The organism is Paenibacillus haidiansis (genome assembly GCF_036553665.1).
Lineage (GTDB): Bacteria > Bacillota > Bacilli > Paenibacillales > Paenibacillaceae > Fontibacillus > Fontibacillus haidiansis.
Map to the genome: position 1 here is coordinate 559,996 of NZ_JAZHPZ010000001.1, position 19,915 is coordinate 579,910.

Sequence of the window (19,915 nt, forward strand, 5' to 3'; positions counted from 1 at the left end):
CGTACACTTTAAAAACTATAGCTTGACCGCGTCGCCGCTATCAAAGAAATAAAGCCATTTCTCGTCTACCGGCACGCCGGTGATATCCTCAACTGCGGCGGCGTAGAGTTCGAGCTGGAAACGATATGTTTCCGTCAGCGCGGAGACGCCGCCGCGGTGAGGAAGGACCTTGTCGCTTTTATAGTCGAGCAGGATCCGCTTGCCGTCGACTTGAAACAGGCAGTCGACAATCCCTTGAATCAGCACGGTTTCCCCGCCGGACATTTTGGCGATGCTCAGCTTGGAATCGTCCGCTTCCCAGAGCGGCCCTTCCACATACGGGGCCAGCCGCGGAAATGCGTCCGCGGCGGAAAGACCGTAGCTGAACGGCATTTCCCGGCGCGCCCAATCCGCTCTCCGCAGTCTTGCCCCAAGCTCGCTTCTCAGAAAATCGGCGATGCGCGGCACATCCATTTCCGCCGTTTGCTCCGGCGTCATAATCCGGCGTTCGACAAGCCGGGCCAAAGTGTCCCGTACCGTATCCTCGCCGGGCTCCTCGTCCAGTCGCAAATGCTGCATCACCGTATGGTAAGCCGTTCCGCGTTCGGTAGGCGTAAGCTGCGCCTGCTCCATGAACCGCGGCCGGCGGAGATGAAGCTTGAAATCGGCTTGCTCCGGCTCCCGTCCCGCTTCGATCCGCAACTCTTCCCCGGCAAAAATATCGCTGGGCGGGAACTCTTGATCGGCCAGCAGCGATTTCATTTCCGTGACGGAAGTTTTGGCCGAAATCCGGGTTGACTGTTCATAGGGGTATGACCAGCCGAGCTTGGCATTAACCGCTTGTTCTGCTTCCGCCGTCCTTTCCGCGGCCGCCGGGCCACCCGAAAGGAGAACTTCTCCCGGGGCAGCTCCATTATTTCCGTAAAGCGAATCCAGGTTCAAAATCGTATCGTTTCCGTCTTCCCTTCCCGCAGCCGCATCCTCCAACGCATTGCCCGACAGAAGCATCTCCCGGGCGGACGCAAAGCCGATAATCCAATCCGAAGCGCTGCCCGCAAAAAGTGCCGGAGTCACCTCGGGAAGACCGGCGAAGCGGCGCAGCTCCACGGCCGAAGGATGCCGGATGAGCGACGGACCGATCCAGTCGAGATAACATCTGCCCCGGGCCAGCAGGTAGTCGGGCAGCTTCTCTTCCCCGATTTCCAGAGCTCCTCCCCAAGTCTTCGCCGCCCCGGCCAGGTCTTTGACCGACGAGACCAGGATCAGCTTGTCCTTTGGACGGGTGAGCGCGACATATAGAACCCGCATCTCCTCCGCCAGCAGTTCCATCTGGGCCCGTCTGCGAATCGCCAGATTCGGCAAGGTCGGGTAGCTTACGCGCAGGGCTCCGTCCACGAATTTCGGACCGAAGCCCATCTCCTTGTGCATGAGAAAATTGGCGTTTAAATCCTGGCGGTTGAACATTTTGGCCAGCCCCGCGACAAAGACGACCGGAAATTCCAGCCCTTTGCTCTTATGGATCGTCATAATTTGCACCGCGTCGTCCCGGCCTTCGGTCGATGCCGCCGCGCCAAGGTCGCCGCCGTTCTCCCGCAGACGGTTCACATACCGCAGGAAGCGGAATAGTCCTCTGGCGGAAGTCGCTGTCTCATACTGTATCGCCCGGTCGTGCAGGGCGCGTAAATTCCCCTGCCGCATAGCGCCTCCCGGCAGTCCGCCTACCCAGTCCAGATACCCGGTATCCCGGTAAATCCCCCAGATCAGGCGGCTGAGCTCGCCTTCCCGGGCCAGGTTGCGCCAGGATTCCAATTGATCGAGGAACGCTTGCAATTTGGACGACAAAGAGGCTTTGCCGCCAAAATCGGCCCCCGCTTCGGCCTCGGCTTCGGACTCTTCCGTCCCCTCCGCAGCGGCCAGAAGCGCCTCGTAAAAACTGCCCGTGCTTTTGGCCAAACGAATCTCCGCCAGCTCTTCTTCGGACAAGCCGTAAATGGGTGACCTCAATACGGCGGCGAGCGGGATATCCTGCAGCGGGTTGTCGATAATTTGCAACAGCGACAGCATCGTCTCCACTTCCGAAGCCTGGAAATAACCCTGGTTCAACTCTCCGTACGCCGGGATGCCCTCCATGCGCAGCTCTTCGATCATCACGGGTGCCCAGGACAAAGTCGAGCGCAGCAGGATCACCATATCCCGGTATTCGGCCGGACGCAATTGTTTCAGGCTTTTATCGTAAATGCGCAGTGCCGGTTGTCCGCCCTCGCCCGTCAGTTCTCTAATCCGGGCGGCAATCGCCCGCGCCTCCAGCCGGACCGCTTCCAGTTCGGCGGCGGTCTCTTCCTCCGTGCCGGATTCCGCTTCGCTCTCATGGGCCAGGCCGGACTCTCCGGACGAAGCGTGAACCGCATCTCCGCTGCGGTCCAATAACAGAAGTTCCGGCCGGTAATCGCCGTCCGCCCCGTCGGGGAATCCCTCGCCGTAAACGAGCTCCGCCCGCGCATCGTAAGCAATCTCCGCTACGCCCTCGTTCATGATCTGCCGGAACAACAGATTGACCGCGTCAACGACCTCCCGGCGGCTGCGGAAATTGCGGGCCAAATCGATTCTCAATCCGCCGGTAGCGAAGCTGTCACCGTAGCTGCGGTATTTCTCCAGGAACAACCCCGGCTCCGCCAAACGGAAGCGGTATATGCTCTGCTTGACATCGCCGACCATGAAACGGTTCCCTTGGTCCCGGCGGGAAATCAGCCGTACGATATCTTCCTGTACAGTGTTCGTGTCCTGGTATTCGTCCAGCAGCACTTCGTCGTACTGTGCCTGGTATTCCAGCGCCGCATCAGATGGAATCGCCGTATCCGGCGTGGACTCGGGCGAGCGCAAAATCTGTAGACAATAATGCTCCAAATCGGAAAAATCGAGCCAGCCTTTGGCTGCTTTTTCCCGCTTGTACCGGTCTCCGAATTCGATCGTCAGCTCGGCGAGCTGCTCCATCAACGGCGCCGCCGTCCGCAGTTCCTGCAGAAAAGTCTCAGGCGGGCGACCGAACAGCTGGCTGCGCAGATCGGTAACCGTTTTTTTCGCTTCTTCGCGCATGGCCTTGACCCGTTCCTGCAGGCCCGGATCGGTCTGATCCTTTTTGCATGGCTTCAATTTGCCGAAAGCCGCCGACTGAAACTTTCCGTAGAGACTGGTCCAGGCCCCCTCCATCACCGCCGCTTGCAAACCGAGTAACATCTCCAGTTCTTCCTCCAGCGTGGAGGCATAAGGCTCCGGCCCGCCGGGGGACAAGGCCAGCGCCTTGGCCTGGCGAAGCAGTTCCGCCGCGCCCGCAAGCATAATCGACGTATCGGCCAATATGCTGCCCACCCAGGAGCTGTGTTCAAGCTCGGAGATATCGGATGCCCGAAAGGCGGAAGCCGCCTGACGCAGCCAATGCTCCGGCCAGGAATGGCTGCGCGAGAAATCGTACAATTTGTGCACGAGCGCGAATACCGCGTCATCGTTCCGTTCTCCGCTGAACCAGTCGACCAGCGCAAAAAACAAGCTCCCCTCCCGCTCGGTGCCGTATTTCTCCTCGAACAGATCCTCCAGCACCTCCTGACGGAGCAGCGCCGTCTCGCTTTCCGAAGCGATTCGGAAACCGGGATCGAGCGGAATGAGCGTGTAATAACGCTGGATGACCTCCATGCAAAAAGAATGCAGCGTCGTAATCGACGCCCGGCCCAGCATCGCGAGCTGGCGGGTAAGATGCTCGCTGCCGGGGTCGCCGGCCAGTTCTTTCTCCAGCGCCTCGCGAATCCGCTGGCGCATCTCCGAGGCCGCCGCTTTCGTGAATGTGGCGACGAGCAGCCTGTCCACGCTAAGCGGGTGATCGGCGGCGGACAGCTTGCGGATAATCCGCTCCACTAGTACCGCGGTTTTACCGGAGCCGGCCGCCGCCGCCACCAGGATGTCGCCGCCGGAGAGCGAAATGGCCTTCCACTGGTCATCGCTCCAATAGCTTCCCGCCGGTTTCGGTATCGTCAACATGGTTTATTCCTTCTCTCCATCCCTTGCCTCCAGCAGTTCCCAAAGCCGGTCCTTGCCGGGCTTGTTCAATATCTGATAATGGCTTCCGCCAAGCGACTCCTCAAACCGGCAAACGGGCTTGTACGCACAGAAGGTGCAAGCCGTCTCCGTCCCGAGCCGGTAAGGGGATATGTCCACATGGCCATCCGTAATTCTCGTCCCGATATCCACGATGGTACGGCGTACCGATCCGAGCAGCGTCCGCCACTGCTCCGGCGTGGCTACGGAAGCGCTGCTGTAAAAGCCGCCGTCCGCCTTGACCGCCACCGGCAAAATTTCGGAATAGCCCTTTTCCAGCGTCCCGTCCATCTTCGCGATGACGTCCCGGTCCGCCAGCAGCAGTCCCTTCATTTTGAATCGCTTCAGCAGCTCGAGCCGGGCTTCTTCCTCGCTCAGCCCGTTGCTGCTTTGCAGAAGCGGATTATGCACATGAAAATACAGCGTCCCCGCAGGGATCGCCGGTTGGCCGAGCCATGTTTCCGCCGAACTCAGCAGCACGTCCAGATAAGTGAGCATTTGCAGCGCCAAGCCGTAATACACTTCGTGCAGTTTCAAATCGGTTTGGCTCGATTTATAGTCGATGACGCGCAGCAGCACGCCGTCTTCGCCTTCCGCCATATCGACCCGGTCGATCCGGCCGACGATCTCCATCACGCAACCGTTCGGCAGCTCGAACGTCAGGGGCGGCAAAGGCCGTCCCGGCCCGAAATCGAGCTCCAGGCCGACCGGCTCAAAGCTGCCGCGCCGGGACTGCTCGCCCAAGATGATCGACGCGCGGCCGACGATATTTTTCAGCTTGCGGGAAATATAGCCGTAGCGCTTCGTGCTGAGCAATATTTCCCCTTGCAGCTTCGGCGCGAGCCTATCCACGGCGGCGTCCGCTTCCCGGAGACATTCCTCCGGGGTCAGGCTTCCCCAGCTCCGGTTCTGCTGCTTGAACGTGATCGCCATCTGGCTCAGCGCCGCATGGAACAATTGGCCGATATCCGGCGCCTTGAGCCGGTATAACTGCCGTTCCTTCAGCTTAAGCCCGTGGGAAGCGAAATGGGAGAACGGACAAGCCGAAAACTTCTCCATGCGGGATACGCTTGTGCGCAGCCGCTTCCCGTACAATTTGCGGCTTGTTGCCGGGGTGAGCCCGCCGACCCGGTTCCGGTAATCGAGCGAGCCTAGCATGCGGTTGACGGACGCTTCCCATTCGGGACGTTCCAGGTACCAGCGCAGGACGCTCCACCATACCGGCGAAACGGGCTGACCGGACTTCCAGACCCGCAGTTGGCCAAGCAATCGCGGCAAGGTCGGGGCCGGGGCGCTTATATATTCCAGTTGGCGCTCCTCCGGATCGGAGGCAGCCGGAGCATCGCCGATAGTTTGTTCCTCCAGCATTCCCGCCGGAAAAATCCGCTTGATATGCCGGATCACTTCGGAAGGAAGCAGCGGCTTGCCGTCCTCGTCCGCGGACGGATAACTGAGCCACAATGAAGCGCTGGCCGCCGAAAGCGCACCGTAAATCAGGAAGCGTTCGTCGAGCAACCGGCGCGTTATTCCGGGCGCCAGTTCAAGCCCGATTTCACCGAGGCGCTGCCGTTCCTGATCGCTCAGAATACCTTCTTCTTGAAGGCTGGCCGGCATAATGCCCTCATTGATGCCGAGCAGGAAGGCGTGTTTGACATGGCGGGTCCGGGTCCGGTCCGTGCTGCCGACCAGCACCTGATCGATGGCGGGCGGAACGAGTCCGAGCTTCAAATCTTTGAGGCCCGTTTCGAGCACACCCGCAAACAATTCCGCGGAAAGCTGTTCTTCGCCCATCATCTCCACGATCTGGTCGAGCAGGTCCAAAACCGCGCTCCATAGCTGCCGGTGCTCCATCGCCTGCTGCGGTTGTCCGTTTTGGAGTGCGCGGTGCGCCATCAGATCGAGCCGCCGAGGCGCCTCGGTGTCCTCAAGCAAGCGGTAAACGGCCGCGCACATGTCCCGGACGCTCTTGGCCCGCTTCAGCCGCTTCTCAAATCCCGACAGCGGCTGGGTCACCGCCGTGCGGCACCGCTCCAGCAATTGAAGGCGTTCGCCTTCGGAACGGCTCGGGGACCCTTCCCCCTCTTCAAGCGACAGGCTCGGAACTCCTTTCCAGGGCCGTCCGTCGGTCCAGCGGTATCCTTGAATGCCGCTGGCCAGGCAATAGTTTTCCAGCAGGTCCATGTCTCCCCGCGACAAGCTCCCGTCAAGCGGCAGCAAAAACTCGCTCTTCACGCAGCGGAAGACGTCCTCGTACTTCCAGTATCTCAATGCTACATCCAATGCTCCGCGAATCAGCTCGATCAACGGATGGTGCAGGATGCTCGCTTTTTGGTCCATGAAAAAGGGAATGCCGTAATCCTCAAACACCGGGCGGACGATATGCTCGTAGTCGCCGAGATTGCGCACGAACAGCGCCATATCCCGCCAGCGCGCCCCTTCTTCCCGGGCCAGCCTCAGCATTTCTCGCGCCGCCCCCTCCACTTCGGTCCGGCGGTTGCCCGCCGCATGTAGGGATAACGATGCCGCTAGATCCGCAGGGGGGCGGCTTGACGGCCAAGGCGTCCTGAACTCATAAGCCGATTCCAGGTAAGCCAGCGTTTCGCTGCCGCGAAATCTCGGGAACGGGCGGGCATCGAGCAGCTTGGCCGGCTTCACCTCGACGCCGAGCGATTCGGCCAGCGCGCGCAGCTTCATGTATGTCGATCCCGTTGGATGAAACAAATTCAGCTCATGCGGTCCGGCACCGTCGTCATAAGGCCTATCCAGCGTCAGCGCGACCGTGACGGAGGAAGCCACCTGCATCAGAACGCCCAGGGTTTTGTATTCCTGCGGCGTAAATGTATGAAACCCGTCGATCCACAGCTCCGCACCACGCAAATAAGCCGAATCCTTCGCTCCCTCCGCCAGCTTGATGACATGATCCTCCGCATCGAGATAAAGCTTGGCCAGCTCGGCATCGAATTCGGCATACAAAATACTCAAATCGTGCAGCTTGTCCTTGAGCAATCTCGACTCTCCCGAGGCCGACTCCAGCGTGCGGAGATGGTCCTCCAGTTTGGAGAAATCGGCATTGTACTTCTTCAATTCCGTATAGAGGTCATTGATCTCATCGATGAGCCCCAATTGGTCGCTGCCGTGACTGTACAGCTTCAACTCTTCCTTATGCCGTCTCAGAATTTTGTAGAGCAGCATTTTCTTGCCCTCTTCGCTGATCGGTACGAGCGCGGCCCCACCCGTCTCCTGCATGACGCGAAGCGCGAGCCGGCGGAAGCCCAGCACCTGAACCCGTACGGTACCCTTGAGCTCCGGAGCGCTGACAAGCGCTTGCTCGATCTGGAAGGTTCCCTGCTCGGGAGCCAGCAATATCATCGGGGGACCCATCGGGTCCTCCCGGAGTTTCGAGGTGATCTGTTCCAGTACCAGGGCGCTTTTGCCGCTGCCGGACCGGCCGATGATGAATTGTAATGACATAAAGCTGCCTCCGTCCAATTAACTAGATTACCATCAAGTATACCATATCGCGCCAAAATAGGAATGTACGTTCCCAGTCCCGACAAAAAAATCCCTTCCGGTAAAAACCGGAAAGGATTGCGGCATTTGCGCTTAATCGCAGGCCACCCGTACTGGCCAGGTTACAAATTAACTGGAAAACCTGCTGTTATTTCGCCCGTTCTCCCCTCTATTCCGGAATTAACTGGAAAACATACAGCTATTTCCGTGAATTTCAGCTTAGAACTCGCCATAGTACGAAATTAGCTGGAGGTTTTACAGTTATTTCTTCCTGCTTGGGAAATCTGCGCAAATTAGCTGGAGAAAATACAGTTATCTCCGGCACAGCCGCACAGGCTTCTAAAAATTTTTGCTGCGGACTTCGAAAATGGCAAATTTCAAATAGTGCCCTTCGTTCACGCCCAAAATTTGCGGGTGATCCTTACCGGCGGCGCGCCATTCGATCAAGCGGAGAATTTTTCCGGCATCGGCCGCGGCCTCCTGGATCGTCTCCAGGAATAGTTCCGGGCGCATATGATAGGAGCAGCTCGCGGTGACCAGATAGCCGCCCTCGTTGACCAGCTTCATTCCGTGCAGATTGATGTCTTTGTATCCGCGGCAGGCGCCTTTGACGGCGCTGCGGGTTTTGGCGAAGGCCGGCGGATCGAGGATCACGACGTCCCAGGTCCGTCCGCCTCCGGCGGTCATCGGCACCGAGGTGTCGGCCTTGCCGTCGTTCCCCGCCGCCCGGGCGCTGCGTTCGGCCAGCCCTTTGACCTGGCTGCGGAGATAATCGAAGGCGTCCGCGACCACGAACTCGACGCGTTCTTCAAATCCGTTCAACTCCACATTCCGTTTGGCGCTCTCGATCGCGTGCTCGGAAATGTCCAGGCAGGTCACTTTCTTGGCCCCGTATTTGCAGGCGTGCAGCGTAAAGCTGCCGGTATGGGAAAAGCACTCCAGCACCGTCGCTCCGTCCCAATACGGAAAAGCCACTTCTTTTCCGTTGCGGTTGACGGGGACCGTCCGCACATGCCCGACCTCGTCCGCCGCTTCCTGCAGCGTGATTCCGCTTCTTTCGCCCCAGCCGGTCATCAGCGGCTTGATCGAGGCCCGATTTTCACGCTGATCGAAGAAATATCCCGTCTTCTGCCCCTGCTCGATGTCAACAAGCACCTTAAGCCCGTTCTCCGTTACGGTGACATGGCGCGGCGGGTTGCCGTACAGCGGCCCTTTGACCTGCTCCAGCCCCTCCATTTCCCGGATCGGTACGTCGCTGCGCTCGTAGATGCCCGCCGGATTAAGCACGGCGACCAGCGCCTTCACGATCGCGTCGCGGCAAAGATCCATGCCGAGCGTCAGCAGCTGCACCACCAGTACATCGCCGAAACGGTCCACGATCAGCCCCGGTAAAAAATCGGCCTCGCCATACACGAAACGGTAGGCGTCCTCGTCCACAAACCGCTGCCGGTGTTTCAGGCATTCCGAAAACCGCCGCTCGAAAAAGGCGGCATCCATCGCCTCAAGCGGCGTAAAAGAAACGGCCCGGACCGTAATTTGCGAGGCGGGATTGTAGTAGCCCGTGGCCAGAAAGCGGCGGCGGTGATCCAAAATTTCCACCAGGCTTCCCGGCGCCGGTTCCCCTTCCACATTTTCGATTTCACTTTTGTATACCCAAGGGTGGCCTTGTTCCAGCCGCTTTTTGCGGCTGCGCGTCAATATAACGGATGCCAATATGTTCAACTCCTAAAGTTTTGTGAGCGTTACCACTGTGAAAATGCTTCGTACAAAACTTGCTTCGAAAGCATCTGCTCAGTTTTATGAGCGTTACTTTTGCGAATTACTTCGTACAAACTTGCTTCGAAAGCATCCGCTTAGTTTTGTGAGCGTTACTTATTCCCCCGTTTGTTTAACGCCCACAGGTCCCGCCCGCCACTTCGGCCTTTTCGGCGTCCTCTATGGCATGGACCGGGGCGGCGGGGCATATATGTAACTTGTACACTTTTTTTGCGAGAGGGGGACGCTTTCCGGTGTTTCAAGACATTGTTTTTCCCGTCACATTCGGACTGGCCCTCTTTCTGTTTGGCATGAAGGTGATGGAAGGCGCGCTGCACGCCTGGGCCGGCCCCCGGCTGATCGCGGTGCTACGCGCGGCGACGAAGACGCCTTGGACCGGGCTGCTATCCAGCGCGTTCGTCTCGGCGGTTCTGCAAAGCAGCACCGCGATCACGGTCATGACGATCGGTCTCGTGAACGCCGGGCTCTTGACCTACGCCCGCACGCTCGGCATCATTCTCGGCAGCAATATCGGCACCTGCCTGACCACCGAGCTGATCGCCCTGGATATTTCCAGTATAGGCGTTCCGCTGTTCATTCTATCCTTACTCGTTTGGGCAGGGGCCGTAACCGCACAGGAAATGCTCCCCAAGCGGCGGTCGGGGGGATGGGCTTCGCTGCTTGAGACGCTGCAATACGGCGCGTTAGCCGTATCCGGGTTCAGCCTGATCATGATCGCGATCCGCTGGATGCAGTCGACCGGCCCCGCGCTCATGGCTTACGGCATCATCGACTGGCTGCTCGGCCATGCCGGAGACAGCCTGCTCTGGGGCGCCGCCGCGGGCGCGCTGCTAACCGCGCTCATCCACAGCAGCGCGGCCACGATCGCGATGACGATGGGACTCGTCGCCACCGGCGCGCTGCCGGTTCCGCTCGGCATCGCCATGGTAATCGGCTCCAATGTCGGCACCTGCGTTACGGCGGTGATCGCTTCCCTTGGCGGGACGCGTTCCGGCCGCTTTGTCGCCTGGTCGCATGTCGCCCTGAACGCGATCGGGGCCGCCCTGTTTCTGCCGCTTACGCCCTGGCTGGAGGGTGCCGCCGCCTGGCTGTCCTCCGAACCGGCGGCGCAAATCGCCCATTCTCAAACGATCTTTAATGTCGTTTGCTCTTTGCTGGCCTTACCGGCCTGTTACCTTCCGGTTTGGTCAAGATTGGACCCGCCGCCCGAGTCAACACCGGCCGGCCCCGCACTGCCGAAGAATCCGTAGCGGCTAAAATTCCAATCCCAGCATATTGAGCGCTTTTTCCAGAATGAAGTCGTTATTGTCATACCCCGATTTTTGCTGCTTCTCCCAGGCATCCATCGGTTCGTACCAAGCCACGCTGCGGATTTCCTCCAGTTGGGGCCGCAGCTCGCCGCCCCGGCTCTCCACGAGGTAATAATGAACCTCTTTGTCGATCGCCCCGCGAACGGGATCGTTATACGTATAAGCGATAATATCGATAAGGCCGTCGATTCTGCCGGCAATGCCGGTCTCCTCCCGTATTTCCCGAAGCGCCGTTTGTTCCACCGTCTCCCCGGGCTCTCTTTTCCCTTTGGCAAAAGAAAGCCGTCCGTACCGGTCCGTAATGAGCTGTATTTGCAGCCGTCCGGCGTCCTTGCGGTAGACGACGCCCCCGGCGGATATTTCCTTGTCCGACATGATACCAGCCTCCTTACCCATCTAAGAAGTAATCGAATTGCCCTTATTTGGGCAACAAGGACTTCAACCCCGCGGGGTGAAATCCCTGTTTACGTTCATCGCTTAATTTAAATACAAATGCTATGCCAAAGCCTGGGCCGGGGCATCGAGCACGCGCAGGAGCTGTCCTTCGCTCGTATTGGCGTCGGCCTTGGTCAATTTAACGCGGCACATTTTGCCGGCAAGGTCATGAGACCCGTCGAATTTGATCTGCAAATAATTGTCGCTGAACCCGGTCACGAAGCCTTCGCCCCATACCCCTTTTTCGTCGCGCTCCGGAATGACATCCAGCACCTGGCCGACGAATTTCTCGGCATAAGCAAACTGCATCTGTTCGGACAAGTCGATCATCTCCTGCACTCTGGCATGCTTGACCTCTTCGTCGATCTGATCCTCCATTCGCGCGGCCGGAGTACCCGTCCGTTTGGAATACGGGAACACGTGCATTTCCGAGAAGCCGATCCGCTTGATCGCTTCCAGGCCTTCCCGGAACAGCTCGTCGGTTTCGCCCGGGAAGCCGACGATGACGTCGGTCGTGATCGCCACGTCCGGCATGAAGGCGCGGATTTTCTTGATTTTCTCCTCGAATTCCTCAATCGTGTACTTTCTTCTCATCCGCTTCAACACTTCATTGCTGCCGGCTTGGAGCGGAATATGGAAATGACGGCACATTTTCGAAGAGCCCTTCAGCACTTCGAGCATCCGGTCGTCGATTTGGCTCGCTTCGATCGAGCTGATGCGGATGCGGCCGAGCCCCTCGACTTTGTCGAGGTCCCACAGCAGATCGGACAAGGTGTAATTGTCCAAATCGTCGCCGTAGCCGCCGGTGTGAATCCCGGTCAGCACGATTTCATTGTATCCCGCGGCCACCAACTGGCGCGCTTGGGCCACAACGCTTTGCGGATCGCGGCTGCGCGACAACCCGCGGGACCACGGAATAATGCAGAAGGTGCAGAAATTGTTGCAGCCCTCTTGAATTTTCAAAAACGCGCGCGTATGATCGGCGAAGTTTGGCACGTCCAGCTCCTCAAACTCGCGGGTCTTCATAATATTCCGCACTGCGTTGATCGGTTTGCGCTGCGCCTGAATTTCCTTCACGTAAGGAATGATCTTGTCCCGGTCCTGCGTTCCGATCACGAGATCGACGCCGGGAATGTCCAGAATTTCCGCCGGGGAGGTCTGGGCGTAGCAGCCCGTCACCGCCACGATCGCGTCCGGGTTGCGCCGTACGGCGCGCCGGATGATTTGCCGGCTTTTTTTGTCGCCCGTATTGGTTACGGTACAGGTATTAATCAGGTAAACATCGGCCGTTTGCTCGAAATCGACCTGTTCGTATCCCTCGTTTTTGAATAGCTGCCAGATGGCTTCGGTATCGTAAAAATTCACTTTGCAGCCGAGCGTATAAAATGCAACGGATGGCATGCTCAAATTCCCCCCATTTCTCCGGATTCGTACATGATGCAAGTCAGGGCGGCCATCGCGGCCGTCTCCGTTCTTAATATCCGCCGGCCGAGGCCGACGGACACCGCCCCCGCAGCTTCCGCCTCGGCGACCTCGGATTCGGAAAATCCGCCCTCGGGGCCGACGATCACAGCTACCCTGCAAGCCTGCCCCGGGGCCAGCTTGTCGACGAACGGCTTAAGCACATCGCGAAGCTGCCGGCCGTTTTCTTTTTCATAGCATAAACATATCAAATCATAAGCGGAAAAACCGGCGAGCAGTTCTCGCCAGACAAGCGGCGCTTCGATCGCGGGAATCCTGCTGCGATGCGCCTGCTCGGCGGCCTCCTTGGCGATTTTGCGCCAGCGGAGCGTCCGCTTTTCTTCTTTTTTTCCGTCGTATTGAACCACCGTACGTTCCGATATAAAGGGTACGAACGAAGCCGCCCCGATCTCCGTACATTTCTGGATCACCGTCTCCATCTTGTCGCCTTTCGGCAGGCTCTGCGCCACGGCCACTTGTAGCCAAGGCTCCCCCGCCGGTTCCAGACGCTCGATAATTTCCGCGATCACTTCCTGCGGTTCGATGCTGACGATCCCGGCCAGCGCTTCGCGCGAGTCGCCGTCGCTGACAATCACCTTATCCCCCGGCTTGGAGCGCATGACCTTTCCGATATGGCGTGCATCCTCGCCGGTAATGGCAACTTGCTTATCGCCAAATTGTCCGGGATCAATAAAATACCGCTGCATCCTCACCAATCCTTGCAATTATTGAACTATATTTAAAATTCACCAAAGTACATGATACAACTTTTGATATGCTCTTTCCAGTGCTTGTTCCAGGCAAAATCCAGGGGCCGGTCAAGCTCCGAACATCAATTGGAACAAATTCAGGAAATTGCCCATCATCCAGCTTGCCGCTCTATAGAGCGGGGTAATCGTATAATTTCGAACCCCCGGCACAATCAGGATCAACAGAAAAATCAGCAGCGACCACTGCTCAACCCGTTGGAGCTTGCTCTGCACGCGGCGCGGAACCACATCCTCGACGATCCGGTAGCCGTCAAGCGGCGGAAGCGGGATAAGGTTAAATAAGAACAGAAAAAAGTTCATATAAATAAACAAAGGAAAGAATGTAAACACGGCTTCCGCCAGCTTCCCGTTCATCGCATTCGGGCTAATGGCGCCGAACTGCATCAGTGCCGCAAAGATGACGGCGCCCACGATCCCGAGCAGCAGATTGCTCAGCGGTCCGGCGACGGACACCACGATGCCCATCATTCGCGGCTTGGTGAAATTGTCACGGTTAACCGGAACCGGTCGCGCCCAGCCGAAGCCGGCGAGCAGCAGCAGGATAATGCCCAGCAGATCGAAATGCACCGCCGGATTCAACGTCACCCGGCCAAGCAGCTTGGCCGTGGGATCGCCGAATTTGTTGGCGAAATAAGCATGGGAAAACTCGTGAACCGTAAACGCGATAATCAAAGTTATCAGATAAAAAGGGAGGTCCCGCAAAGGGAGCCATAGTATTTGATCCAGAAAATTCATGTCTACCTCTTTCTCGCTACGAAAGCGACCCAGTCTTCTTCCCGGGCCGTTTGGACGATCTCGAAACCTGCTGCCACCAACGCTTCCTCCACGGCCTGTTCTTTATTTTTGTAAATGCCCGATGCGATATAGTAACCTCCGGACTGCAAGGCTTCAAAGACATCTTCAATGAAGAGCAGAATGATCTCTGCCAAAATATTGGCCACCACGACACGGACCGGCAGCTGTACGTTTACGGCGGCTTTGCTTCCTTGCTTGAGTACGGACAACAGGTCGCTCTCGACGATCTGAATTTGCTTCTCCAGCCCGTTCAGCTTGGTATTCTCCGTCGCACTGGACACCGCGACCGGATCGAGATCAAGCGCCAGCACCTTGGACGCGCCCAGCCGGCAAGCCCCGATCGCCAAAATGCCGGAACCGGTGCCGACGTCGATCACCTCGTCCCCCTCCCGGATAATCCCTTCCAGAGTCCGCAGGCACAGGGATGTGGTCGGATGCGTTCCCGTACCGAAGGCCATGCCGGGGTCGAGCTCGATGATGCGCTCCTCCGCGGACTCGGGCTCATATTGCTCCCAGGTCGGCTTGATCGTCAGCCGCTCCGAAACGCGCAGCGGTTTGAAATACTGCTTCCAATTGTTGGCCCAGTCGTCTTCGCTGACATCTCTGACCGTAATCGTCGCATCGCCCGGGTCGATGTCGTATTCACGCAGTTCAGCGGTGCGTTCCTTAACCTGGGTAATGACTTCTTCGATATCGACTCCTTCGGGAAAATAACCGCTGATTTTCGCCTCTCCCTCCGGGATATCGTTCGGCGGGATTTCAAACCATTGCCCCAGGGACGTGTCGCGCGGCTTGTCGTTGTCGACATGCTCTTCGATGGTTACGCCGCCGGCTCCCGCTTCGTGCAGGAAGTTGGAGATCATCTCCACCGCTTCCTCAGTTGTATGTATAGTCAACTCTTTCCATATCATCGTAAGTTTTCCTCCTTGAAATTCCACATGAAATCTATTGTACTATAGAATGAATAGAGAGACAAAGGCCACAATTCGGCCTAAGCCCAAGAAGCCGCCGGAGAACTTCCCCGGCGGCCGAGTTTGCCTGAAACGCTATTTATACCGCAAATTATAGACGGTGCTGGCCCTGCTGGCGGGCATCCGCACGTTCGCTTCGTTCCAGCGCCTCCCAATCTTCTTGATCCGCCAATTCCTCCGAGAATTCAACATCCTCGTTATGTCCGATCGCGATTCGGGATGTTTTGGACTTTTGTCTTTTCGTCACGCGATCCGGCTGCGACTCAGTCATCGGTTTATTCCCCTTTCATCATTCGCCTGATTATATTAACCCGCCCGCTTCTTCCACTATACGCAACGCCTGGTGATGAATACTCTCGTCCACAACCGCCGTCAGCAAAATGTCATGTCCGGTAGGTCCCCCCTGCCCGCCATGGCTCATGCCGCTGGCCGCCGGATCCGCCGCGCTTAAAATCCCGGCGGAAGTATTGGTTACCGCGGCGTCTTGTGTAATTGCCGCCAAGCTGCTTATACTGCCGGTAATCGGATTCATCGGGTCGTACCCTTCGCCGGCGTAACGACTAAAACGGTCGACCGAGACATCGGCGGCGCGCAGCGCTTGCAGCTTTTTCGCTACGCCTTCGGCCTCTTCGGGACTTTTGAAATACGCCAGAATATTTTTCTCACCCATTGTCGAGCCCTGCCTTTCCTGCTGATCGTAATGGAACCCTTTAACCTAGGTGCTTTGTCGGTTCTTCGAATTAGGATGACAATTTCCGTTTGCATTTATTCCCTGATTGATAAAATTTGAAACGATTTACCGCTTGTCCCGTAATACCTTTTATAGCAATAGCAATAATTCAATTCATAGGAGGGCAACATACTCAATGCTAAAAAGATTAACCATGATCGTGATGGCGTTTACGCTGATTTTCGCCTTCGCCTCCCCTGACTTGGCGGATGCCAAGCGCGGCGGATTCAAATCCGGTACCCGTTCTTACACGACGACGCCGAAGAAATCGACGACGAACGATTACCAAAAATCAAGCGACACTTCCTCAACGCAAAAACCGGGAGCGACGACCGGTACAAATACAGGCCGCGGTTTCTTTAGCGGCGGCGGCTTTATGAAGGGCTTGATGGTCGGAGGCCTCGCCGGTTTGCTGTTTGGCGGATTGTTCAGCGGAATGGGCTTCTTTGGCAACCTGCTCGGGCTCGCCGTCAATCTGCTGGCCATCTATGCCGTAATCTCCGTAGTGGTATGGCTGTTCCGCCGCTTTAAACGCCGGCCGCAGACCGATGACAACCGGCACGGAGGAAGATACTGAGCATGATGATTCTCAGTATGGACGAAATCATTAACGCCATCTGCCTTCACACCGCCGAACGGACCGGTCTCCGCCCCACCGATGTGCAGGTCGAGCTGAGCTGGGACGAGGACACCGGTTATACCGGAGAAGTCTGGGCCGGCGGCAGAAGCAGATACATCGTCGAATCCAACATTATGGAAGCGATTATGCAATATGTATATAAAGAGTACGGCATCCGGGCTTTCCGCGAGGATATTACGCTGGAGCTGGACGAGGAGATTACGGCTTCCATACGGCAATAAATTAACTAGCAAAAAAGCAGCGGTTTAAGGGCATGTGCCTTTAAACCGCTGCTTTTGCTTTATCTATCGGTCAATCCCCGCGAAACGCCCGTTTCATCCGGTCAAAAAAGGTTTGTTCATGCTCGTGCGTCTGCTCGCCGTCAAGCGCCGCAAACTGCCGCATCAATTCTTTCTGTTCATCGCTCAGCTTGCTCGGCGTCACGACCACCACCTTGATATGCTGATCCCCTTGTCCGATGCCGCGAAGCTTCGGCACCCCTTTGCCTTTCAGGCGGAAATAGGTACCGGTTTGCGTGCCGGCGGGAATCTTGAGCTTCACTTTCTCCGTCAGGGTCGGGATTTCGATTTCGTCGCCAAGCGCCGCCTGAGCAAAGGTCAAAGGCACCTCGCAGTAGATGTCGTCGCCTTCGCGATCGAAAAACTCATGCGATTTTACACGGATAATGATATACAGGTCGCCCGCCGGGCCCCCGCGCAAACCGCCTTCGCCTTCGCCGGACATCCGGAGCTGCGCGCCGTCGTCCACGCCGGCCGGGATGCGGACATGAATTTTCCGCTGTTTCTTCACCTTGCCGCTGCCGGAGCAGGTCGGGCATTTCTCCTTGATGATTTGGCCCCGGCCGCCGCAGTTGCTGCAGGACCGGCGGTTTACCATCCGGCCGAAAGGCGTGTTCTGCACGACTTCCTGTTGTCCCGTGCCATGGCAGACGGAGCAGGTTTCCGGCTTGGTGCCGGGTTTGGCTCCCGAGCCGAAGCAGGTGTCGCAATTTTCGGTCCGCGGAATCGTAATGTCCGTCTCTTTGCCGAACACCGCTTCCTTAAACTCGATCGTCATCGTATATTGCAGGTCGTTGCCGCGCTGCGGGGCGTTCGGATCGCGCCGTCCGCCTCCGCCCCCGAAGAACATATCGAAAATGTCGCCGAAGCCCCCGAAATCGGCCCCGGAGAAGCCTCCGCCCATACCCTGGTTCGGATCGACATGACCGTATTGATCGTAGCGTGCCCGTTTGCCCGAATCGCTCAGGACATCGTAAGCTTCTTTTACTTCTTTAAACTTGGCCTCCGCATCCTCCGCCTTATTAACATCCGGGTGATATTGACGCGCCAGTTTGCGGTAGGCTTTCTTGATATCTTCATCGGAAGCGCTCTTACCAACGCCAAGCACCTCGTAATAATCTCGTTTCTCAGCCATTCTTCCACCCCCGTTTGACTAGTTCGGCGTGCCGGAGGAATCTCTCCTTAACCCGGCAAAAGGAAAGTCAAAGTACGGAAGCAGCCCGCACTTTGACCTTCCCAGTTCACCTAAGTCTATTCACCGGTCAGCCGACCTGTGCTTCTAACTCGAGTTCTTAGTCTTGCTTCTTGTCCTCGTCTACGACTTCGTACTCGGCATCGACAACATTGTCTTTGCCGCCGGCAGCGGAAGCCCCGTCTTGCGCGCCCCCTGCTTGCTGCTGAGCCTGCGCTTGCTCGTAAAGCTTCACGGACAGCTGCTGTACGATCTCGGTCAATTTATCGGAAGCCGATTTGATCGTTTCCAGGTTATCGCTTTCCAGCGCTTTTTTCAATTCTTCTTTGGCCGCGTTCGCCTTCTCGGTTTCGGCCGCGTCGACCTTGTCGCCGAGCTCTTTAAGAGTTTTGTCTACGCTGTAGATCAATTGGTCGCCGGTATTCTTCGCTTCAACCAGCTCTTTGCGCTTCTTGTCTTCTTCGGCGTGAAGCTCGGCGTCCTTCATCATGCGCTCCACTTCGTCGTCGCTGAGGCCGCTGGAGGAAGTGATCGTGATCTTTTGGCTCTTGCCGGTGCCTTTGTCAGTCGCCGACACGTTGACGATCCCGTTGGCGTCGATATCGAAGGTAACTTCGATTTGCGGTACACCGCGCGGTGCCAAAGGAATGTCGCCCAGCATGAAGCGGCCGAGCGTTTTGTTGCCGGCAGCCATTTCGCGCTCCCCTTGCAGCACGTGGATTTCAACGCTAGGCTGATTGTCCGCGTAAGTCGAGAAGATTTGCGATTTGCTGGTCGGAATTGTCGTGTTGCGTTCGATCATCTTGGTGAACACGCCGCCGGCGGTTTCGATCCCGAGCGACAGCGGAGTAACGTCGAGCAGTACGACGTCTTTCACATCGCCGGTCAAGACGCCCGCTTGCACGGCTGCGCCGAGCGCAACGACTTCGTCCGGGTTTACGCCTTTATGAGGCTCTTTGCCCGTCAACTTCTTGATCGCTTCCTGTACGGCCGGAATCCGGGTCGAGCCGCCCACCAGCACGACTTTGTGGATATCGGCCGGAGTCAGGCCCGCATCGCTGAGCGCGCGGCGAGTCGGCCCCAAAGTCCGTTCAACCAGATCGGCCGTCAATTCTTCGAATTTGGCCCGAGTCAGGTTAAGTTCCAAGTGTTGAGGCACGCCGTCAACGACGGTGATGAACGGAAGGGAGATCGTCGTTGTAAGTACGCCGGACAGCTCTTTCTTCGCTTTTTCGGCCGCGTCTTTCAGACGTTGTACAGCCGCTTTGTCCTTGCTGAGGTCGATACCTTGGTCCTTCTTGAATTCGGCTACCAGGTAGTCGATGATTGCTTGGTCGAAGTCGTCGCCGCCGAGGTGGTTGTCCCCGCTGGTCGCTTTAACTTCGAAGAAGCCGTCGCCGAGCTCAAGGATCGAAACGTCGAACGTACCGCCGCCAAGGTCGAATACGAGGATCGTTTGGTCTTCGGCTTTTTCCATCCCGTATGCAAGCGCGGCCGCCGTAGGTTCGTTGACGATACGCAGCACTTCAAGGCCGGCGATTTTACCCGCATCTTTGGTAGCTTGGCGCTGGCTGTCGTTGAAGTAAGCCGGTACCGTAATAACCGCTTGGGTTACCGGTTGGCCGAGATAAGCTTCGGCGTCTGCTTTCAATTTTTGCAAAATGATGGCGGAAATTTCTTGCGGCGTAAAGTCTTTGCCGTCAATCGTTTCCTTGTGGTTCGTACCCATATGTCTTTTGATCGAAATGATCGTGCGGTCCGGATTGGTGATGGCTTGGCGTTTCGCCGTTTCGCCGACGATCCGTTCGCCGTCTTTCTTGAAGCCTACAACCGAAGGGGTTGTACGCGCGCCTTCCGGGTTCGGGATCACGACGGCTTCGCCGCCTTCCATAACCGCAACGCAAGAGTTGGTAGTACCAAGGTCAATACCGATTACTTTACTCATGAGAAAATATCCTCCTTAAATAGTTGCTGCTTTGCTA

Annotated in this window: 15 protein-coding genes; 3 read left to right on the forward strand and 12 right to left on the reverse strand. The window is 57.3% G+C overall.

Annotated elements, in window-relative coordinates:
* Positions 1-15 precede the first annotated feature (15 nt).
* The 3 genes from addA to V3851_RS02755 form a co-directional block, all read right to left on the reverse strand.
* The gene (addA, locus tag V3851_RS02745) at positions 16-4,008 is read right to left on the reverse strand and encodes a helicase-exonuclease AddAB subunit AddA (protein ID WP_331844941.1); all 3,993 of its coding nucleotides are present in this window, start codon (positions 4,006-4,008) and stop codon (positions 16-18) included.
* A gap of 3 nt (positions 4,009-4,011) precedes the next feature.
* Complete coding sequence (addB, locus tag V3851_RS02750; protein WP_331844942.1) at positions 4,012-7,536, reverse strand: helicase-exonuclease AddAB subunit AddB; 3,525 nt, start codon at positions 7,534-7,536, stop codon at positions 4,012-4,014.
* Positions 7,537-7,914: 378 nt separating this feature from the next.
* On the reverse strand, positions 7,915-9,288 hold the full coding sequence (locus V3851_RS02755; protein ID WP_331844943.1) for a class I SAM-dependent rRNA methyltransferase: 1,374 nt from the start codon (positions 9,286-9,288) through the stop codon (positions 7,915-7,917).
* Positions 9,289-9,584: 296 nt separating this feature from the next.
* Between V3851_RS02755 and V3851_RS02760 the strand changes: the two genes are divergently transcribed.
* The gene (locus V3851_RS02760) at positions 9,585-10,601 is read left to right on the forward strand and encodes a Na/Pi cotransporter family protein (RefSeq protein WP_331844944.1); all 1,017 of its coding nucleotides are present in this window, start codon (positions 9,585-9,587) and stop codon (positions 10,599-10,601) included.
* A 3-nt stretch (positions 10,602-10,604) separates the two neighbouring features.
* Here the strand turns inward: V3851_RS02760 and V3851_RS02765 are convergent, their stop codons facing one another.
* From V3851_RS02765 to V3851_RS02795, 7 genes are all read right to left on the reverse strand, one after another.
* Positions 10,605-11,036: an NUDIX hydrolase gene (locus tag V3851_RS02765; protein ID WP_331844945.1), complete on the reverse strand. Its 432-nt coding sequence runs from the start codon at positions 11,034-11,036 to the stop codon at positions 10,605-10,607.
* A gap of 120 nt (positions 11,037-11,156) precedes the next feature.
* Positions 11,157-12,497: a tRNA (N(6)-L-threonylcarbamoyladenosine(37)-C(2))-methylthiotransferase MtaB gene (gene mtaB / locus V3851_RS02770; RefSeq protein ID WP_331844946.1), complete on the reverse strand. Its 1,341-nt coding sequence runs from the start codon at positions 12,495-12,497 to the stop codon at positions 11,157-11,159.
* Positions 12,498-12,499: 2 nt separating this feature from the next.
* Entirely contained in the window at positions 12,500-13,264 is a 765-nt protein-coding gene (locus V3851_RS02775; RefSeq protein WP_331844947.1) for a 16S rRNA (uracil(1498)-N(3))-methyltransferase, read from the reverse strand.
* Between the two features lie 111 nt (positions 13,265-13,375).
* On the reverse strand, positions 13,376-14,062 hold the full coding sequence (locus tag V3851_RS02780) for a site-2 protease family protein (protein ID WP_331844948.1): 687 nt from the start codon (positions 14,060-14,062) through the stop codon (positions 13,376-13,378).
* A 2-nt stretch (positions 14,063-14,064) separates the two neighbouring features.
* On the reverse strand, positions 14,065-15,033 hold the full coding sequence (gene prmA, locus V3851_RS02785; protein WP_331844949.1) for a 50S ribosomal protein L11 methyltransferase: 969 nt from the start codon (positions 15,031-15,033) through the stop codon (positions 14,065-14,067).
* A 151-nt stretch (positions 15,034-15,184) separates the two neighbouring features.
* Positions 15,185-15,364, reverse strand: coding sequence for a YfhD family protein (locus tag V3851_RS02790; protein ID WP_331844950.1), 180 nt, complete (start codon positions 15,362-15,364; stop codon positions 15,185-15,187).
* Between the two features lie 30 nt (positions 15,365-15,394).
* A complete protein-coding gene (locus V3851_RS02795) occupies positions 15,395-15,763 on the reverse strand; it encodes a hypothetical protein (protein ID WP_331844951.1) in 369 nt (122 codons plus the stop codon).
* Positions 15,764-15,959: 196 nt separating this feature from the next.
* Here V3851_RS02795 and V3851_RS02800 point away from each other — a divergent pair, with 196 nt between their 5' ends.
* Together V3851_RS02800 and V3851_RS02805 are read left to right on the forward strand one after the other, a co-directional pair.
* A complete protein-coding gene (locus V3851_RS02800; RefSeq protein WP_331844952.1) occupies positions 15,960-16,400 on the forward strand; it encodes a hypothetical protein in 441 nt (146 codons plus the stop codon).
* Between the two features lie 5 nt (positions 16,401-16,405).
* The gene (locus V3851_RS02805; RefSeq protein ID WP_331845257.1) at positions 16,406-16,684 is read left to right on the forward strand and encodes a YxcD family protein; all 279 of its coding nucleotides are present in this window, start codon (positions 16,406-16,408) and stop codon (positions 16,682-16,684) included.
* Between the two features lie 70 nt (positions 16,685-16,754).
* On the opposite strand, the gene dnaJ is transcribed toward V3851_RS02805, so the two are convergent.
* Positions 16,755-17,876, reverse strand: coding sequence for a molecular chaperone DnaJ (gene dnaJ, locus V3851_RS02810; protein ID WP_331844953.1), 1,122 nt, complete (start codon positions 17,874-17,876; stop codon positions 16,755-16,757).
* Positions 17,877-18,033: 157 nt separating this feature from the next.
* Positions 18,034-19,878, reverse strand: a complete 1,845-nt coding sequence (dnaK, locus tag V3851_RS02815; protein WP_331844954.1) for a molecular chaperone DnaK — start codon at positions 19,876-19,878, stop codon at positions 18,034-18,036.
* Positions 19,879-19,915 lie beyond the last annotated feature (37 nt).

What these genes read in the sequence shown, in the direction of transcription:
- addA (WP_331844941.1), bottom strand. Translation starts at nt 4,008, where the DNA reads ATGTTGACGATACCGAAACCGGCGGGAAGCTATTGGAGCGATGACCAG.
- addB (WP_331844942.1), bottom strand. Translation starts at nt 7,536, where the DNA reads ATGTCATTACAATTCATCATCGGCCGGTCCGGCAGCGGCAAAAGCGCC.
- V3851_RS02765 (WP_331844945.1), bottom strand. Translation starts at nt 11,036, where the DNA reads ATGTCGGACAAGGAAATATCCGCCGGGGGCGTCGTCTACCGCAAGGAC.
- mtaB (WP_331844946.1), bottom strand. Translation starts at nt 12,497, where the DNA reads ATGCCATCCGTTGCATTTTATACGCTCGGCTGCAAAGTGAATTTTTAC.
- V3851_RS02775 (WP_331844947.1), bottom strand. Translation starts at nt 13,264, where the DNA reads ATGCAGCGGTATTTTATTGATCCCGGACAATTTGGCGATAAGCAAGTT.
- V3851_RS02780 (WP_331844948.1), bottom strand. Translation starts at nt 14,062, where the DNA reads ATGAATTTTCTGGATCAAATACTATGGCTCCCTTTGCGGGACCTCCCT.
- prmA (WP_331844949.1), bottom strand. Translation starts at nt 15,033, where the DNA reads ATGATATGGAAAGAGTTGACTATACATACAACTGAGGAAGCGGTGGAG.
- V3851_RS02790 (WP_331844950.1), bottom strand. Translation starts at nt 15,364, where the DNA reads ATGACTGAGTCGCAGCCGGATCGCGTGACGAAAAGACAAAAGTCCAAA.
- V3851_RS02795 (WP_331844951.1), bottom strand. Translation starts at nt 15,763, where the DNA reads ATGGGTGAGAAAAATATTCTGGCGTATTTCAAAAGTCCCGAAGAGGCC.
- V3851_RS02800 (WP_331844952.1), top strand. Translation starts at nt 15,960, where the DNA reads ATGCTAAAAAGATTAACCATGATCGTGATGGCGTTTACGCTGATTTTC.
- V3851_RS02805 (WP_331845257.1), top strand. Translation starts at nt 16,406, where the DNA reads ATGATTCTCAGTATGGACGAAATCATTAACGCCATCTGCCTTCACACC.
- dnaJ (WP_331844953.1), bottom strand. Translation starts at nt 17,876, where the DNA reads ATGGCTGAGAAACGAGATTATTACGAGGTGCTTGGCGTTGGTAAGAGC.
- dnaK (WP_331844954.1), bottom strand. Translation starts at nt 19,878, where the DNA reads ATGAGTAAAGTAATCGGTATTGACCTTGGTACTACCAACTCTTGCGTT.